Here is an 18,294-nt window from a genome sequence, read left to right on the forward strand (position 1 = left end):
AGGTTGACGAACATCAAGGGCGCAGCGCGAGGCAGGCCGCTTCGATGCGATCAAGAGCTTCGGTTAACTCCGCTTCTGATGTTGCATAAGAGATTCGGAAGAACGGCGATAGTCCGAAGGCTGATCCAGGAACCACCGCGACATGCGCTTCTTCTAGAAGATAATCGGTAAAATCATGATCGGCCGTAAGTGCTTTTCCGCCTGGGGTCGTTCGGCCTAAGACGCCGCCGCAGTCCGCGAAGGTGTAAAAAGCGCCTTCCGGCGTCCGGCACTGCAGGCCTTCCATCTCGTTGAGGCGATTTACCACGAGGTCGCGCCGGCGCTTGAAGCTTTCCTGCCGCTGCCGAAGGAAATCCTGCGGTCCATTCAAGGCAGCCACGGCCGCCGCCTGGCTGATGGAGCTTGGACAAGATGTCGCTTGGCTTTGAACGACCGACATGGCCTTGATCAGTGCCTTTGGGCCGCCAGCATAGCCGATACGCCATCCGGTCATGGCATAGGCTTTCGAGACCCCATTGATCGTGAGCGTGCGCTCTTTCAAACGAGGCTCCAGAGCGACAGGTGTAACAAACCTGAAGTCGTCATAGACAATATGCTCATACATATCATCCACCATCAGCCACACATGCGGGTGCTTCATCAAAACGTCGATCAGCGGGGCGTAATGTTCTGCGCTATAGGCTGCGCCGGAGGGGTTCGATGGAGAGTTCAGCAGCACCCAACGCGTCTTTGGCGAAATTGCCGCATCCAATTCGTCTGCTTGCAGGCGAAAGCCTTTGTCGGCTTGGCAGGGAACGAGAACTGGCACGCCGCCGCACATCTCGATGATATCTGAATAAGACGTCCAGTAAGGGGTCGGAATCACGACCTCGTCGCCTTCGTTCAGCGTTGCCATGAACGCATTGAAGAGAATTTGCTTTGCGCCGGTCGCGACCGTGATTTCGTCGATAGCGTAATCCACACTATTGTCTCGCCGAAACTTGCCGACGATGGCCTTCTTCAGCTCCGGTGTACCGTCGAGCGCAGTATATTTGGTTTCGCCGCGATCGATTGCCGTCTTTGCGGCTTCCTTAATGTTTGAGGGCGTATCGAAATCCGGCTCGCCGGCGCCCAGTATGATAACGGGCAGACCTTCGCGCTTCATGGCTGCAGCCCTTGCGCCGATTTGCAGAATTTTCGAAACGCCGATCGTGGCAATGCGAGATGCGGACCGGAACTCTGATAAATTTGAAGATGGGATCGGTGACATGAGGCTCTTCGTCGCGTGATTTCGGTTTATCTCCAACCTAACCGACGCGGTCCCGAGCGTGTTGTGACTTCTAAATCTAAGTTGATGCGGAAAAGGAATGAGCCCTTACGCGTCAACTGAGGGAGGTCTGGCGCGTTTCCTGATCGATGAAAACGCTAGCAAACGCCGCAAGCAAAAGAAGCCCGGCGAAACTCGCGATCGTCAATGTCAGTCCATGCGAAACCAATGAGCCTACCGCGGTAGGGGCGAGGAGGCCGCCGAAACGTGCCATCGCTCCAGCCGCACCCATCGCGGTGGCTCTTGATTTGGTCGGAAAAAGCTCTGGCGTATAGGCATAGAGGGCACCCCATGTTCCGAGCAGCGCAAAGCTCATGACCAGCAGAGCGCAGGCGACAAGATTGGCGGACGGTGCCAAGACGAACAGCAGGCAGCCGCTTGCCGAAAGTAGGCAGAACAAAATCAGAGTGAGTTTTCGACCCCAGCGCTCCACGCCGTAGGCCGCCAGAGCATAACCCGGCAACTGTGCCAGAGCGATCATGACGAGGAAACCGTAACCGCGCACAAAGCCGAAGCCTTGCCCGCCTGCTTCGACAGGAGCCGCAAGCTTGGCTGGCATCCACGTGAAGACGCCGTAGTAGGATATCGAGACAAGCAGCCATATGGATAGGATGAGGATGCTTCTACGTCGAAGCCCGGCAGAAAATATGCCTTTGGAGGCTTCGATCGGAGGGGAGACAATTTGAGCGCCCGGCGTCAGCGGCAGTCTCCGATTTTTCTTCAGCATCTGATCGATAATCCTCTTTGCTTCCGTCTGACGATCGATGCGGACCAAATAAAGCGGTGATTCAGGCACCATGAGACGAAGGCCGATGCCGATGATGGCTGGAACCGCAGTCACAGCGAAGATGTAGCGCCAGGCGTCCGGAAATCCGGAGAGGTTGATCAGCCATGCTGCGAGAGCGACGATCAAAGTACCGATAGCCCAGAAACCCTCTAACAAAACCAGCCAGCGCCCGCGATGCCGCGCCGGCAGGAATTCTGCCATCATCGCATAATCGACAGGTAATGTGCCACCGACGGCTGCTCCGGTCAGGAAACGCAGGATTAAAAGAAGCTCAAAGCTCGGCGCGAAAATGGACAGCGTGCCGAACACCGCATCACAGGCCACCGTAATCAGCAATATTCTACGTCGACCGAAGCGGTCTGCAAGCTTGCCGAACCCGAGAGCCCCGATCAGCATGCCAAGGAAGAATGTTGTCCCCGTTTGAAGTGCGCCGGCTATTCCTTCCTGGAGATGAAAAGTGGTTGCTATGGAAGCTGCGGTAAAGCCTATGGCGAGAACCTGCATCGCATCGGCAGCCCAAACGAGGCCGAAGATACCCATCAAGCGTCGTTGATAGGCGCCCGCGCCTGCACGCGTGAGCGCTTCCTCCATCGTAATTGTTGTCATGATGTTTCGCTCCCACGGTCCTGACACCCTACTCGAACTGAAAACTGTCAGGTTCCAGAATGCATATGCCACATCAGTGAATTACGCCAGTCCCTGATATATGTGTCTTGCGCAGAATCACGGCCGGCTCGCCCCAGTATAGACGCATAGGGTAATTAGACCGGATTGAGCGCTGAACAACGCCTGGTCCGGCGCGAGAAAGGTATGCCTCAGACGTTTCGCAGCGGAAAGGAAACAGATGCGGATTGGAGTTAATCAAAGCTGGAGGCAAAACGCAGTTTTTCTGGCGGGTCTATTTCTTGCGCAAGGCGCGACGGCCGGGGAGTGTCGCTCTGACCTCGTCGACGATGTTCAATATGTTGTTTGTTCAGCCGATCCCAAAACTGATACGATCAGACTGTTTTGGAAAGATACTGCCCAGAACCCGTATCGACGTTTCTCCGAGCTTGCGGGAGCGACCGCTGCGAAAGGCAAGTCTCTCGTGTTCGCCATGAATGCCGGCATGTATTCCGACGACTTTACGCCTGTCGGACTTTACGTGGAAGAGGGCCGCGAACTCGTCCCTGCTAACACGAAGACGCTTCAAGGCGATCCAGGATCGGTCCCAAATTTTTACAAGAAACCGAATGGCATCTTTTTCATCGGCGATGGGGCAGCGGGGATCCTGCCGACAGAAGCTTTCCTGGACAAGAAGCCGAAAGTTTCTTTCGCTACGCAATCAGGCCCGATGCTTGTGATCGATGGCAAGATTTCTCCGATTTTCATTCGCCAGTCGAGCGATCGTACGTATCGCAGCGGCGTCGGTGTTTGCGATGACGGAATGGTCAGGTTTGCAATCAGCAATGACCGCGTGAATTTCTATGACTTTGCCAGCTTTTTTAAAGATCGTCTAAAGTGTGCAAACGCTCTTTTTCTCGACGGTGGTCGTGGAACGGGGCTCTATGAGCCTTCGATCAATCGAGAAGATCAGTCCGGCCATGGTGGCTATGGCCCGATTATCGGTTTGATTAAATAACGACGCCGCAAAAAGGAGAAAGGGCCGACAGCGCCGGCCCTCTCAAAATCTGCTAAATCTTAGCTGTTGACGATCACGTCGTCGCGGTAAGCGCGCGTGGTACCGGTTGCCCCGCCGACTGCAGCGGCAATGCATCCAACAATCAACGCCACGACCGCAACAATAGCGCCGGTCGAAAATGCCGAGGCTGCAGTCTGTGCAGCTTGGACGCTCTGCTGCTTTGCCTTGGCAATGGCATCCTTATATTGCTGTTCGTACTGAGAAACTTCCTGTTTTGCCTGGTCGACGGGAATTCCCTGCGCACGTGCGAGAGCATCAGCGGCGCGGTTGCGGGCGTCTTCGGCTTGCGCCTGGTCACCGGTCAACACTGCCTTAACGGAGGAAACCGCGGCATCGCGCAAAGCCGCCGGATCATTTCCGCCGGACGCATTGCGGATATTCTTCTCGATCCCCGCAAATGGGTCGGTCACGTTGCTCAAGGCCGGAGCCGCGGCCGTTGCAGCTGTTGCGATGGCTGAACCGCTTCCTGAAACAACATTACCGATGCCAGCGAAAGCCCCGCCAATGACGCTGCCGACCGAGGTGGTCAGGAGGTAAACGATCAGCAAAGTCGTGACGGCCCACGATGTTACGCCATGAAGAGCTCCCGTGGATCGGATGGGACGACCGGACAGGCGACTTGCAACATAGCCGCCGACGAAGGACGCCACGATGCCGCTCACGATGAACCAGCCGGCCGTACTGATCGAAAAGGTTGTGGCTGTAGGATTATTATTTGACATGGGGTCGATGATGGCCGCGCCGATGCCGGCTCCCAGCAAATTGAGCAGCAACTGCGAGACAAGTGTTACTGCTACACCCGCGAAGACGGCGCCCCAGGAAACTCTGTTAAGTGCAGAATTGAAGAACGGATTTACATCACGGCCGTAGGCCGATGCCACGGAAAATTGCTCTGCCATTACGTCAAACTCCTTAAAACTCACGGGAGCGTGAGTGGCCGAGTAACGTAGTTATACTAAGATGGTTCCGATATCTTAGACGGAATTTCAAAGACATATACTTCAATGATACTCAGTTCCTAAAGTCGACAACCTTTGAGTGTGCATAAATTATGATATTTCTCCAAATAATATTTGTTTAATATTTCGTAAATTACACATTTGTACGCCGTCGGCAGGGAGATATATGAACTATGACCAACACTAGAAATATCTCTGGTTTTTGGATCACGTGAAATGACCGCCAATTCACAAATCCTGGGGTCGCTCCTCAACCGTCAAGGAGGACTCTCGTTACGTTGATGCAGGGTTTTAAATATGAAGGCGGTATGCATCTGTTTGGGGGGTGCGCTTTCTACCGCGCACCTTGTAGATCAAACGATCTTCAGTATGGGTTAGACTGGTGGATGGACCTTATATCTGACATGCAGGGCGCCATAAGAAAGCGTTTCGCAGCTAATCAGCGAAAGGGACGTCTTCCCGCCCAGTCCTTCCGTCCCGAATTCAACGACGCGGTCGCTGCCGCTGCGTGCCTCAAGCGCCGGTGCGATCAGGAAACTCAGTTCATCAACCAAGCCTGCGGCAAGTAGCGAGCCGTTGATTGCCGCTCCGCCTTCCAGGAGAAGGCGCTTTATGCCGAACTCGCGTCCGAGCCAATCAAGCATCTTTGCTATGTCCATCTCCCGATGCTCAGAGACCAGATACGACACCCCGTCTGCAGCAAGCTCCGCGAGGTGGCTATCTGGCACATCGGCGCCGAGCAGGACGATCACATGGTCGCCGTAAAGTTCGCCGCTGCTAAAATGAAGTTTGCCACTTTTGTCGATTGCGATGGCACATGATCCTGCATCCCGCCTGGCGATGTGAAACGGCCTTTCGACGTCAACAGGCTTCTGTGGAGGATGCGCTTCGGCCTTGGAGATTTCTGCCATGGTGACCCGGCCGACCATCCATGCGTTACCGTGATGCTCCGCGTGTATCTTCTCGTAGAGTTTCGACCAATCGGCCTTTGTACCGTCCGGGCTTGAGGTCCATCGGCTGGGATGGAGGCTTCCATCCGGAGAGGTCAACATAAGGCAGATAATATATGGCTTCATTTCTCGATCCCTTCGATGCTGGACCATGATCTAGAGCAAAAAGATCAAGCGAACAGCGCATTGGGCAGAAGAGGGATCATGTTCGCGCCTCGCGGCGTGATCGATAGACAGTTTCAGCGGCGGCGCAGTCCATCTATGGCTGCAAGATACAGGAGGCCCGAACAAATAAAGAGAAGATAGCCGGCGATCGCCTGATAGATTAGGACGCCGATGATCCCGCCGGCAAGAAACGACAAGATGGTATAAAGATGCAGGCGCAGTTTGGCGCGATTTTCGATGGCATCCAATTCTTCGGCCTTGCCGCGATGAATGTCGATTGCGATTCCCAACTCGATACCGATGTCGGTCGCCATCCCGGAAACATGGGTGGTCCTTACGCGGGCATTGGAGATGCGTGTTACCGTGGCATTCTGCAGTCCCATGAGCAAGGCAAGGCCGATGACGATGAAGGGTGAGCGCCAATCGCTTTCAAGCAGGATGTCTGCAAACCCAAGAAGTGTAAGGATGCTGGCTTCAGTGAAAATGCTGAGCGCATAGATGCCGCGAATTCGTCGCCTCAGCCCAGCGTTAATCAAGAGCGAGGAAAGGGTAGCTCCCGAGATGAACGTGATGACAATGGCGAAGTAGAAAATGCTCGACAGCCACTGTTTCGTTGCAAGATGGTCAGACAGGGTCGACACGTTTCCGGTCATATTCGCCGAAAAAAAGCCAACGGAATAAAAGGCCGCCGCGTTGAGCGCGCCCGCGATACCGGCCAAATAGCATGCTAAATGAAGATTGACCCGTTCGTTACGGGCTGCGCCCTGGCTCACCAGCATGAATTCAGTCCTGCACTTCGCCCCACGGCAGACCCATGCGCCTGCCCAAGCAGGGATCTTCATCTTTTCGATGCGTTGCGCAAGGGCTGCGAGTCATCGACCGGGGTGATAAACAACCTTCGCGAAGGTTACAGAAGACGCGCTTTTACGCAAAGCAGGAGACGCTCGCATGACTCGTTGCCTTTAGCTTTTTTAACAAAACTTCTTGTAGTTGTGCATGATTGAGAAGCGGCTGTTTGCAACCTGGCGAACTGGTCTTCATTCACAACAAAGGGAAACTATGAACATGTCCGGAAGAAAAGAAGCGGTAAGAAGGTTATCTGGCATGGTCATTGCTGCCTCTGCCTTTGCGCTTCTATCCCCGCCGAATAGCTACTCTCAAGATGTCGACAGGACGCTGTATGGGCATCAAGTCGTCATTGACAAAGATGCCGAGGGTCAGCAAGCTCTTAAAATCGATGACAAAACATTGGTGACAGACGCAATAGTCGCTCTTGACGAGGTACACGAAATCGACGGTTTCGGGGTGGTTGTCGGAAGTGCTTCCAATGGCGGAAATGCGTGCGACAGCAAACCGTTTGTCATCCTACTTCCCAAAACCGGAATGCCTCGGCTGGATGGTCCGCTCGATAGCTGCTCAACGGTGACGGTGAAGCTCTTGGAGGGAAAGTTGTTTTTTTCGACGGAGGCAACGCCAAGATGGCCGGCAGACCGATGGGAATGGACGACGACTGCTGGATTTAAAAAACTGCAGGACAAGCCTTTTGTCGCTGAAACCTCCAAAGGCTGGGCTCAGCTCGAAGCTCATGCAAGACTAAGCCAAGATGGGCTGCTTGGATACGCAGATGTCGCGTCCCAAATAGACCGTCTTGCGGGGAGCGACAAAGAACTCGTCAGAAGCATTCTCAGCGGAACTTCCGGTGAAGGAGGCCACGACGGAGACATTTTCGTAGAGACCGCCTGCAGCCCGCACAATTGCGGTTCCGAGGAAGGCATCGTCGTTGCCGACCTCACATCGAAGAAAATTTTCCTGGCGTGGAAGCCGCTCAATCAAAAGATCAAAGTAAACCCGCCGGTGAATACATGGCCGTCGAACGCGAAAATGAAGCTCCGGGACTGGGCCCAGACATTCAAATAGAACGAAGCAAATCCGTCTCTTACTTCATCACAGGAAATACTTTAGGAATATACTTGCGCGACTGGCGCGAACAGCGCAATGATGTCAGACCGTTAAGGCCTTTGAAAGCTGTGTGTTAAAGGGTGGGCGCGTTTATGAGATCCATCGGTGTAACGCCGGAAGATCTCAAGCGAAATCCTTGTCTGCTATCGTACCTTCTTTGCGATGAGGTTGATTGGTTGAATTGCGTTCAATTAAGACTATGACGAATCAGCTTCTTTTTTGAGGAAGAACTGCATGAGTGCGCATGCCGCTTCGTTGCAGGAGGGCTCCCTGGAAGGCCGTTACAGGCTTTTGGTGGATGCCATCACCGACTACGCGATCTATATGCTTGACGTGTCAGGCCATGTTTCGACGTGGAACGAAGGCGCTCAGCGTATAAAGGGCTATCAAGAATATGAAATTCTAGGCGAGCATTTCTCCCGCTTCTACACGGAGGAAGACAAGGCTGCCAAACTTCCCGCAAAAGCGATGAAAACTGCCGAGGCGCAGGGGCGGTTTGAATCCGAGGGATGGCGTGTTCGCAAAGACGGCAGACGGTTTTGGGCTCACGTTATTCTTGAGGCTATACGAAACAGCGATGGCCAGCTGATCGGCTTTGCGAAGATCACGCGCGACCTGACAGAACGAAAGACAGCTGCGGAGCTTTTGAAGCGCAGCGAGGATCAGTTTCGCATTCTTGTGCAGGGCGTAACGGATTACGCGATCTACATGCTGGATCTGCAAGGTCATGTCTCGAGCTGGAATGCAGGTGCGCATCGCATCAAGGGATATGAACCCGACGAAATCGTTGGAGAGCACTTCTCGCGCTTTTATACAGAAGAAGATCGCCGTGATGGACTTCCTCAGAAGGCTTTGGAGACGGCTCGCCTTGAAGGTCGGTTTGAACGTGAAGGGTGGCGTGTTCGCAAAGATGGCTCACGGTTTTGGGCTAATGTCATCATTGACGCCATCAAAAGCGACGATGGACACGTCATCGGCTTTGCAAAAATTACGCGTGACATCACCGAGAAGCGACAGGCACAGGAGGCTTTGGAGCGCGCCCAGCAAGAGCTGTTTCAGTCGCAGAAGATGGAGGCTGTGGGCCAATTGACGGGTGGCGTGGCCCATGACTTTAACAATTTGCTGATGGCCATCCTTGGAAGTCTGGAGATCGCCCGAAAAAGAGCGCTTGAGGGCCAAAATGTCGTGGGGCTGATCGACAATGCCATACAAGGCGCAAAACGCGGCGCTTCGCTCACGCAAAGATTGCTGGCCTTTTCGCGTAAGCAGGATCTCAAGCTGGAGCCTGTTGCATTGCCGGCTCTCGTGTCGGGGATGGCAGAGTTGCTGCAGACCTCCATCGGGCCTTCCATCGACATGAAAATCACGTTTCCCTTGACCTTGCCGCCGGTCTGGTCGGATCCCAATCAACTCGAAAGCGCTCTCCTCAATCTCGTTGTGAATGCGCGAGATGCGATGCGTGATGGCGGCACAATATCTATAGAAGGCCGCAAACGTGCTCTAAACCGCGGCGAGATTCCCGATCTCTGCGCCGGCGATTATGTTTGCCTGTCCGTGACCGATGAGGGCGAGGGCATGGATGTTCAGACTCTTGAGAATGCGGCCACCCCCTTCTTCACGACAAAGGGCGTTGGCAAGGGCACGGGTCTGGGGCTTTCCATGGTGCAGGGCTTGATGGCGCAATCGGGCGGACGGTTGGTTCTAAAATCCGCTCTGGGGGAGGGGACAAGCGCCGAATTGTGGCTTCCGGTCTCGAACCAGGAACTGCGGAGCGGGCAAGCGGATGAAGCTTTCCCCTACATCAAGCAGGAGACAAGTGCAGACCATGCGTCCAATGCTTCGCTGCGGGTTCTAGCTGTCGATGATGATGCATTGGTGTTGATGAACACCGTCCTGATGCTTGAAGATTTGGGGCATTCTGTCGTGCAGGCGCAATCGGCAGCAGAGGCTTTGCAACTTCTCGAAACGACCCCCCGACCGGACGTAGTTATCACCGATCACTCCATGCCTCGAATGACGGGGGCAGAACTGGCTACCATCATAGGAAACCGTTTTCCTGAGGTTAAAGTCATTCTTGCTAGTGGGTTCTTAGAAATTCCAGGTGGCATGGATGCCAGTGTTGCGCGTCTGGGCAAACCCTTCAGTCAGCAGCAGCTTTCCGATTTCTTATCGCTCATTGCGCCAGACTATGGAAAATAACGCTTCGTCGGCGATGGCATGATTGCGCAGCGCTTCCAGCTGTTCTTTTTGGCGCGGGTTTATGTTGCTTGAAGCGGTTTTCAATGTATTTGTGAGCCAGCGGACAGGCAAAAACAATGACGTTAGGCCGAGATCAGGTTTATCGTCCGGTGATTTTGACATAAGTCTACGTGAAATTGAAAACGGGCAGATTATGTCAGATATTGAAATTGATCCTCCGCTCTCTGATTTTTTCCGTCAGTCGTCCATCGCCTTGGCCTTGGCCAGAGCTAGCGACGATCATCAGCTCGTATTGGTCAATCAACAGTTTTGCACTCTGACGGGCTATAGCTCAGACGACGTGATCGACCGCAACTGCCGCTTTCTCCAGACCAATTCCGAGGGACGCAGCGCCGAAAATAGTGAGCCGCGAGAAAAATTGCGCGCGTTTTTAACCGGCAGCGCGAAGACTGTTAGAACTCCAATCGTCAACTTCCGCAAGGATGGAACGCCTTTCGTCAACTTGCTTTTCATGTCGAAACTGCTCGGAGGCAATAATAAACCCCGCTATATCTTTGCGTCACAATTCGATATCAGTCGTAGTCATCCAGACCTGTTGCAGACATACGATCGGCAGCTTGGGGATGTCATTGCCAAGTTGAAGCCGCTTCTTCAGCCGCATGAGGTTGTTCTGGAGGGTAGCCTCGCGACAATCGCAAATTCGGCCACAACGATTGCGCAGGCGAAGGTGACGTTAGCAGAATTGGAAAGAGATTTCCCGTATTGATAAATTTCGCCAGTGCTGCACGCTGAAGGATTGTATGTGACTGAACAAAAGAGCGAAGCAGTACCGGTTGTCGGGATAGGGTCCTCCGCGGGAGGTCTTGAGGCACTCCGAGAGATGTTCAGCGTGGCGGAAGTGCCAACCGGGCTGGCATTTGTCGTCGTTCAGCATCTTGATCCACATCACGACAGCATGTTGGCGGAATTGATTGGCAGGCACACCCAGCTGACTGTTCGGCAATGCGAGGGCGGGGAAAGGATAGAGGCCGATACCGTCTTTATCATTCCTCCCGGTTACGGTCTCTTGATCGATCAGGGCCGTCTCGAGCTCAAGAGCTTCGCTCAGCCGCGCGGTCTGCGCAGGCCCATCGACGATTTTTTTATCTCACTCGCGAATGATCAGCAGGCCAATGCAGCCTGCGTGATCTTGTCCGGAACGGGCGCTGACGGCACGATTGGACTGCGCGCCATTAAGGAAAACGGCGGCCTTTGCGTCGTGCAGGATGCGACGACGGCCAAATATGACGGCATGCCTTTGTCGGCAATAGGCACCGGTCTGGTCGATTTCATTCAACCGCCCAGTCAAATGCTGACCTCAATCGCAACGTTCTTCTTCAGGCAGAGCAAGGGCGGCGATCAGGTACAGAATGTGCTTGTCGCCGATCATGTGGACGAACTTTGCAGGACGCTTCGCAATGCCGTCGGCCACGACTTTTCGGGGTATAAACGCACCACATTCTTGCGCCGCGTCGAGCGACGCATGCACGTCCTTGGAATTGAGAACGGATCTGATTATCTTGCCTATATCAAATCAGAACCCGCCGAATGTCATCAGCTGTTCAGAGACCTTCTCATCAACGTCACGCGTTTCTTTCGCGATCGACCCTCGTTTGATGTCCTTTCCGATCAGGTCGTACATCCTCTGATTAAGGCCGTAGGTCAGGACGATGAGATCCGTGTTTGGGTTCCCGGCTGTTCCAGCGGCGAAGAGGCCTATTCCATCGCCATGCTGTTTGCAGAGGCGATGCGCATCGATGATGTGCCGGCAAATGTTCAGATCTTCGCGACCGATATCGACGAGAGCATGCTGCAAATCGCGCGCGAAGGCTTTTATCCAACAGCCTCTCTCGCTGATATCCCGCTTGATCTTCAAGAGCGCTATTTGGTGTCTCATAAGGAGCGGTTCGGGTTTACGGCGCAGTTACGTGACATGATCCGTTTTTCAAACCACAGTTTGATCAAGGATCCACCATTCTCGAAGATCGATCTCGTCTCGTGCCGCAATCTGTTGATCTACTTCGACGAAAAACTGCAGCAGACAGTGATGCCGCTTCTGCATTACGCGATCCGGCCCGGCGGGTTCCTGTTTCTGGGTTCATCGGAGAGTGTCGGTCGCTATGACAACGTGTTTTCGGTCATAGATCAAAAGGCAAGACTCTTTGAGCGCCTGCCTGGGTCCCCCGTCTATCCCATCCCATTGCCAGGAGATCGGCGCGAGCGTAGCATCAGGCGGCCGTTCGCTGAGACCGAGGCGGAGAGCCGGCGCAACAATGAAGATTTGATCATCAGCCGCTTGATGCAGCGATACGTGCCGCCGAGCGTTGTGCTTGACAACGAGGGGCAGATCATCGCGGCCCACGGAAAGCTCAGCCGATTTTTCGAGTTTCCTGTGTCTCGTTCCAACGAGACAAGCGCTGCCTCGCTGGCAAGACCGGGCGTGCGCGAGCGGCTTGGACCACTATCGCGGCAGGCTCGCCATGCAAAAAGGCGTATTATCGCGCGCGACGTCGAGGTGATCACCGAGTTTGGCGCGCTGAACAGCGAGATCATCTGTGATCCGCTTGATGACGGTACCTTCCTCTTTGTGTTTCAGCAGACCGGATCTTTGGCGCCTCTGGACGACGGAGAACTGATCGAACTGGAGCCCAGCAACGGGCATGTGGAAGCGTTGGAAAACGAACTGCGCGCCGCCAAGTATCGGCTGCGCGCTGCGACGGAAGAGCTGGAGACCGCCAACGAGGAACTGAAAAGCTCCAACGAAGAGATGATGTCGATGAACGAAGAGCTTCAGTCGACAAATGAGGAGTTGACCACCGTCAATGACGAGCTCAAAAACAAGATCGAGCAACTGACCGTCGCTAATGCCGACCTGCGCAACTTTTTCGAATCGACCCATCTTGCTGTCATTGTGCTCGATCGGAACATCCGCATACGCTCATTCACCAAAGCGGCGACCGAGGTATTCCCACTTCAGCCGGGCGATCGGGGACGACCTCTTTCAGATGTCGCAAGCCAGCTTTTGACCTTGGAGTATATCGAACGTATTCCAAACGTTATGGACGAGGGGGTCGAGTATCGCGACACCTTGATGAGCCGCGATAGAACCAAGACCTTCACGCTGCGCATCCTGCCTTACCGGACATCCGATGGATCGATCGATGGTGCAACGATCGTTTTGACCGATATCAGTCATGCGATGAAAATCGAGAGCCAACTGGCGTCGGAACGTGAACGGCTTGATCTTGCGATCAGCGCCGCCGGGATCGGCGTCTGGGAATTCCTGCTCGACCAAAAGCAATTCATCTTCAGTCACAATGCCCAGCAACTGCTCGATGTCGACCGTGAGCGTCTATCATTGGACGATTATCTTTCCGGGTTGAATGAAGTTGATCGGCAGCGGTTCCTTGAAGCGCTCGGTCGCATCGAGAGTGGCAGCAGTCGCTTTGAACTCACACTGCGCCCGAACATGCGCGATGGCAGCACCAGATGGGTGAAATCCTTCGCGCGCGATGTTGCGGAGGGGTCTCCGAGACGGATCATCGGAGCAAGCGTCGATGTCACCGCGGAAAACGAGCTTGCTGAAGCAAGAGAGCTGATGCTCAACGAAATGAATCATCGCGTGAAGAACCTCTTCGCGATGATCGGCGGTATTTTGAGAATGGCTGCCCGTCAGCACGAGACGGCCAAAGCACTAGCGCAGGATATTGAAGGTCGAATTTTGGCTCTTGGAAATGCTCACTCTCTGGCATCCAATCAGAAGAGAACCAAGGCTGTGGAGCTATCCGAGCTGTTAGATGTGATTCTCGCTCCCTACCGCCGGCAGGCTGACATTTCCATTTCCTCCGACACATTCCCGATTGCTGCGGCCCGCATCACGCCGCTGACGCTGATCCTGCATGAATGGACGACAAACGCTGTCAAGCATGGGGTTCTGGGCCAACAGGGCGGAACACTTCGGGTGTCTTGGGAAAGATTAGATCAGGCGAACAAACTTTTATGGAACGAAACTGGCACACAAAACGTTTCATACCCCGGAAAACCAGGTTTTGGTACCATCCTACTTAAGACTGCTGCAAAGCAATTGGGGGCGGAGATTGAAACCTCGGCCAGTGGGCCTACTTTGCAACATTGCCTAACAATGCCACCTTCGGTGAGATATGACGCATAAAACTGTACTGCTTGTCGAAGATGAACTCTTTGTCGCTATTGATATCCAGATGACTCTTGAAGATGACGGGTGGGACGTGGTCGGGCCCTTTGCCAGCAATCGCGAGGCGCTGAGCTACCTCATGAACCATAAGCCGGCATGTGCAATTTTGGATGTCCGTTTGATCGACGGCGACGTTTTCCCTGTTGCAGACAAGCTTCATGAAGCCGGCATTCCATTCATTTTTCATTCCGGCCATGCTGATCCTGAGGAGTTGAGGCGCAGATATCCGGGCTCATCCTTTTATGGAAAGCCTTGCCTCCCAGAGACGCTTTCTCGAGAAGCGGATCGCTTGATCGAAGGCCGCTCTCGAGGCATGTCCGAGCATACCATGCGTCGTGTTGCTACCGTCGAACACTGACGTTCGACGGAATTTAGGTATCCGGCAAACCAGTAGCCGCATTGTTGCAAGGGCGAGCGGTCGTATAGGTCGGCGATTTGAGATCTCTCATTTTCGGTTCGAGCGTGGTGCCAATCCTGAAATGTTGAAATTCGATGGAAGATTTCTATTTCAACATTTTAGTTTTATTGCATGATCCAGTAGCTTGCTTGCAGATGTTGTGGCAAAAGCGAGCTCCATATCATCAGCGCGACATGAGAAGACATGCCTGAGCCTTTGAAAAGACTGCTGTCGCTTTCCTCAGAAGGCGAGGCATTTTTGAGTGATTGCCTTACCTCAGGTGCTTATCGAGACGAAAGCACGGCGATTGAAGCTGCTCTACGCATGCTTCACGCCTCGACTGTGTCGACGCGCCTCTCAAGCGGAGCATGGCCCATCGGCGGCGGCGCCTGCGGAGAACTGATCCGACAGATGGATTGGTCCTCGACCTCGCTCGGGCCTTTGGAGGAATGGTCGTCTTCGCTTCGCTCGACGGTCGCCAATATCGTCAACTCCCCTGTCGCTAAGGTCCTGATGTGGGGACCGGATCACGTTCTGATCTATAACGATGCCTATCGCGAAATTGCTGGAGATAAGCATCCCGCTGCTCTTGGCAGTGGTGTTATGGACGTCTGGCCCGAGATCTGGGACTGGAACAAGGAGATGATTGCTTGCGGATTGCGCGGCGAGTTGCGCTCGTTTCACGATCAATCCATGACTTTGATCCGAGGTGGAAAGCCGCACACTTTTACGTTCGATTTGTTCTACACGCCCGTCTATGAAACTGACGGCAAGATCAACGGCGTTATGTGTACGGTGATCGACAATAGTGATCGTATCGCGATGGAGGCCCGTCTAGCCTATAGCGAGGCGGAACTGCGCCGGGTAACCGATGCAGTTCCTATGATGATTGCTTATGTTGACCGATCGTACACCTACCGATTTGCAAACGCGATGTACGAAGACTGGTTCGGAAAAGCTCCAAAAGAGATCGTCGGACACTCCGTCAGTGACGTCATTGGCGAGGAGCTCTTTCAGGATCGTAAGCCAGATATTGACCGGGCACTGGCCGGCGAGACAGTCACGGTCGAAACCGATATGCCGCGTGCTGGCCATTCACCACGCCGATTTGAAGTTCGATACGTGCCGAATATCGAGGCGGATGGCACCATCCCAGGCGTACATATCCTGGGAATTGACGTCGAAGACCGGGCCGTTCGCGAAGCGCAGCTGGCCATGAGCAATAGCCGCTTCAGGACTGCCATGAACGCCGTTCACGGTATTTTATGGACCAACAGCGCCGATGGTCGCATGAATGGCGAGCAACCTGGTTGGGCGGCGCTTACGGGTCAAAAATTCGATGAGTATCAGGGGTTCGGCTGGGCGGAAGCCGTCCATCCCGACGATCAAGAATCCTCGGTCGAGACCTGGAACGAGGCGGTTGCCAACCGAACGATGTATGTGCATGAGCATCGCGTTCGCCGGCATGACGGCGCGTGGCGAGACTTTGCCATCCGCGCGCTGCCCATCATCAGTGACGCTGGCGATATCATCGAATGGGTGGGTGTTCATACGGACATCACGCATCAGCGTGCGGCGGAGAAGGCGTTGCGAGAGCAGGCCACTGTTCTTGCCCGCCAGGTCCGGCATCGGGAGCGCGCTGAAGAGCAGCTTCGTCAGTTGAACGAAACGCTGGAAGCCCGCGTCATTGCGGAAATCGCAGAGCGACGTCACGCCGAAACGAAGCTGGCGCAGGCGCAAAAGATGGAGACGGTGGGCAAACTGACCGGCGGTGTTGCCCATGATTTCAACAATCTCTTGCAGGTGGTGTCCGGTAATCTCCAATTGCTTGCCAAAGAGGTGGCTGGTAACGATCGAGCCCAGACGAAAATTGCCAATGCGATGGCAGGCGTGGCACGCGGATCAAAATTGGCAAGCCAACTGCTGGCCTTCGGGCGCAGGCAAGCTCTTGAACCAAAAGTCGTCAATATCAGCCGTTTCGTGCGGGACATGGACGACATGATCCGTCGCGCCATCGGCGAGGCGATCGAGGTCGAGACGGTCGTCGGGGGCGGGCTATGGAACACCTTCGTCGATCCGACCCAGATCGAAAACGCTTTGCTTAACCTTGCGATCAACGCACGCGATGCGATGAACGGCAGAGGCAAGCTGACAATCGAGCTCTTGAATGCACATCTCGACGACGACTACGCCCGTAGCCACGATGAGGTGACGGCGGGCCAGTACGTCATGATGGCGGTGAGCGACACAGGCTCGGGCATGTCGCCTGAAATCATCGATAAGGTGTTCGAACCGTTCTTTTCGACCAAGGCGGAAGGTAAGGGTTCGGGCCTTGGCCTTTCGATGGTCTATGGCTTCGTCAAGCAGTCTGGAGGCCACGTAAAGATCTATTCCGAAGTTGGTCATGGAACGACAGTGAAGCTCTATCTTCCGCGCGCGCATGAAGCGGAGGACGTAGAGGTTGTTGTTGATAACGGGCCGATCGTTGGCGGCACGGAAACTGTACTTGTCGTCGAGGACGACGCAGAAGTGCGCGAAACCGTCATCGCCATGCTGACAGATCTCGGTTATCGGACGCTGAAGGCAGTCGATGCGGCAAGCGCCTTGACGGTTATCGACAGCGGTATCCCAATCGACATTCTCTTTACCGACGTTGTGATGCCAGGCCAGTTGAAGAGCCCTGAACTTGCACGCAAAGCTCGCGAGAGATTGCCGAACATCGCCGTCCTGTTCACATCTGGCTACACGGAAAACTCAATCGTTCACGGCGGTAAGCTTGATGCGGGCGTCGAACTTTTGTCGAAGCCCTATACGCGCGAGGCGCTGGCGCGGAAGTTTCGCCATGTTCTGGCCAATCAAGCTCAACGCTTGAAAACGGCAGAACCGGTAAAGAATGTGCCGGCGGAAAAACAGACTGCCGAGACACGTGAGGCGTCTGTTTTTGAGACGCCAAAGGTCAGCCGACAGACGGTTCTTCTCGTCGAAGACGATGCGTTAATTCGAATGAACACTGCCGAAATCTTGCAGCAGTCTGGTTTGATCGTCGTTGAGGCAGCAAGTGCCGAAGAAGCCAAGACCGCGCTTCAGACGATCCCAATCGACGTTCTCGTGACGGATGTTAATCTGCCGGGTGCCTCAGGCACATCGCTCGCTGCAGAAGCAAAGCTGCTGCGCCCGTCAGCGATGATTATCTATGCGACAGGGGATCCGACCTCGATCCGCGGCGAGCAGGGCGCAGTTATTTTGGTGAAGCCCTATGATGCCGAGGGATTGGCCGCGATCATCGAGGAACGGAACGTCCAGCCCGGTAAAAACGGTGAGCCAGATGATTTGCGTGTCATCGGTGAGCAGCAACTGGACGCCTGACGCGCTTTTGGCAGAGCCCTGCCAGCGCTCAGTGCGGCCTGCGTTGCATGTAAGTACTCGCAGATCAAAGTCATACTTTGCTCTAATGACATCACGAGCCTGATCAGAGGGCACAGGATGTTATGCAGCCGTTTGTATGCAAAGAGCTGCCTCTTTAAGAACTGCATCAGACCGTCTCAAAGGCCAGTATGGAGCGATCAATAGGTCGCTCAAATTAAATTGCGAACAATTTAATTTTGCACTATTGACGTCTGATGTGGCGATGTCTATGTT

12 protein-coding genes are annotated in these 18,294 nt (G+C 54.3%); 7 read left to right on the top strand and 5 right to left on the bottom strand.

Annotation, left to right across the window (positions count from 1 at the left end):
• Window positions 1-13: 13 nt before the first annotated feature.
• A complete protein-coding gene (locus VQ830_RS24335) occupies window positions 14-1,249 on the bottom strand; it encodes a pyridoxal phosphate-dependent aminotransferase (RefSeq protein ID WP_337270757.1) in 1,236 nt (411 codons plus the stop codon).
• Between the two features lie 112 nt (window positions 1,250-1,361).
• Window positions 1,362-2,699, bottom strand: coding sequence for an MFS transporter (locus tag VQ830_RS24340; protein WP_337270758.1), 1,338 nt, complete (start codon window positions 2,697-2,699; stop codon window positions 1,362-1,364).
• A gap of 238 nt (window positions 2,700-2,937) precedes the next feature.
• Here VQ830_RS24340 and VQ830_RS24345 point away from each other — a divergent pair, with 238 nt between their 5' ends.
• The gene (locus tag VQ830_RS24345) at window positions 2,938-3,714 is read left to right on the top strand and encodes a phosphodiester glycosidase family protein (protein WP_337270759.1); all 777 of its coding nucleotides are present in this window, start codon (window positions 2,938-2,940) and stop codon (window positions 3,712-3,714) included.
• A gap of 59 nt (window positions 3,715-3,773) precedes the next feature.
• Here the strand turns inward: VQ830_RS24345 and VQ830_RS24350 are convergent, their stop codons facing one another.
• The 3 genes from VQ830_RS24350 to VQ830_RS24360 all read right to left on the bottom strand — a co-directional run bounded on the left by VQ830_RS24350 (window position 3,774) and on the right by VQ830_RS24360 (window position 6,627).
• Window positions 3,774-4,673: a PhnA-like protein gene (locus tag VQ830_RS24350; RefSeq protein WP_337270760.1), complete on the bottom strand. Its 900-nt coding sequence runs from the start codon at window positions 4,671-4,673 to the stop codon at window positions 3,774-3,776.
• 434 nt (window positions 4,674-5,107) lie between these two features.
• Window positions 5,108-5,809, bottom strand: a complete 702-nt coding sequence (locus tag VQ830_RS24355) for a dihydrofolate reductase family protein (protein ID WP_337270761.1) — start codon at window positions 5,807-5,809, stop codon at window positions 5,108-5,110.
• A gap of 113 nt (window positions 5,810-5,922) precedes the next feature.
• A complete protein-coding gene (locus VQ830_RS24360) occupies window positions 5,923-6,627 on the bottom strand; it encodes a YoaK family protein (RefSeq protein WP_337270762.1) in 705 nt (234 codons plus the stop codon).
• Window positions 6,628-6,913: 286 nt separating this feature from the next.
• Between VQ830_RS24360 and VQ830_RS24365 the strand changes: the two genes are divergently transcribed.
• The 6 genes from VQ830_RS24365 to VQ830_RS24390 all read left to right on the top strand — a co-directional run bounded on the left by VQ830_RS24365 (window position 6,914) and on the right by VQ830_RS24390 (window position 18,021).
• Entirely contained in the window at window positions 6,914-7,765 is an 852-nt protein-coding gene (locus VQ830_RS24365) for an Ivy family c-type lysozyme inhibitor (RefSeq protein WP_337270763.1), read from the top strand.
• Between the two features lie 276 nt (window positions 7,766-8,041).
• A complete protein-coding gene (locus VQ830_RS24370; protein ID WP_337270764.1) occupies window positions 8,042-10,006 on the top strand; it encodes a hybrid sensor histidine kinase/response regulator in 1,965 nt (654 codons plus the stop codon).
• A gap of 61 nt (window positions 10,007-10,067) precedes the next feature.
• Window positions 10,068-10,772, top strand: coding sequence for a PAS domain-containing protein (locus tag VQ830_RS24375; protein WP_337270765.1), 705 nt, complete (start codon window positions 10,068-10,070; stop codon window positions 10,770-10,772).
• Window positions 10,773-10,808: 36 nt separating this feature from the next.
• Window positions 10,809-14,216 (top strand): CheR family methyltransferase, encoded by a 3,408-nt coding sequence (locus VQ830_RS24380; RefSeq protein WP_337270766.1) that lies wholly within the window; start codon window positions 10,809-10,811, stop codon window positions 14,214-14,216.
• A complete protein-coding gene (locus VQ830_RS24385) occupies window positions 14,206-14,616 on the top strand; it encodes a response regulator (protein ID WP_337270767.1) in 411 nt (136 codons plus the stop codon). Before VQ830_RS24380 ends, VQ830_RS24385 begins: the two co-directional genes overlap by 11 nt.
• A 381-nt stretch (window positions 14,617-14,997) precedes the next feature.
• The gene (locus VQ830_RS24390) at window positions 14,998-18,021 is read left to right on the top strand and encodes a hybrid sensor histidine kinase/response regulator (RefSeq protein WP_337270803.1); all 3,024 of its coding nucleotides are present in this window, start codon (window positions 14,998-15,000) and stop codon (window positions 18,019-18,021) included.
• The last annotated feature ends 273 nt before the right edge of the window (window positions 18,022-18,294 follow it).

This window comes from Oryzifoliimicrobium ureilyticum, assembly GCF_037199735.1.
Classification (GTDB): domain Bacteria; phylum Pseudomonadota; class Alphaproteobacteria; order Rhizobiales; family Rhizobiaceae; genus Rhizobium; species Rhizobium ureilyticus.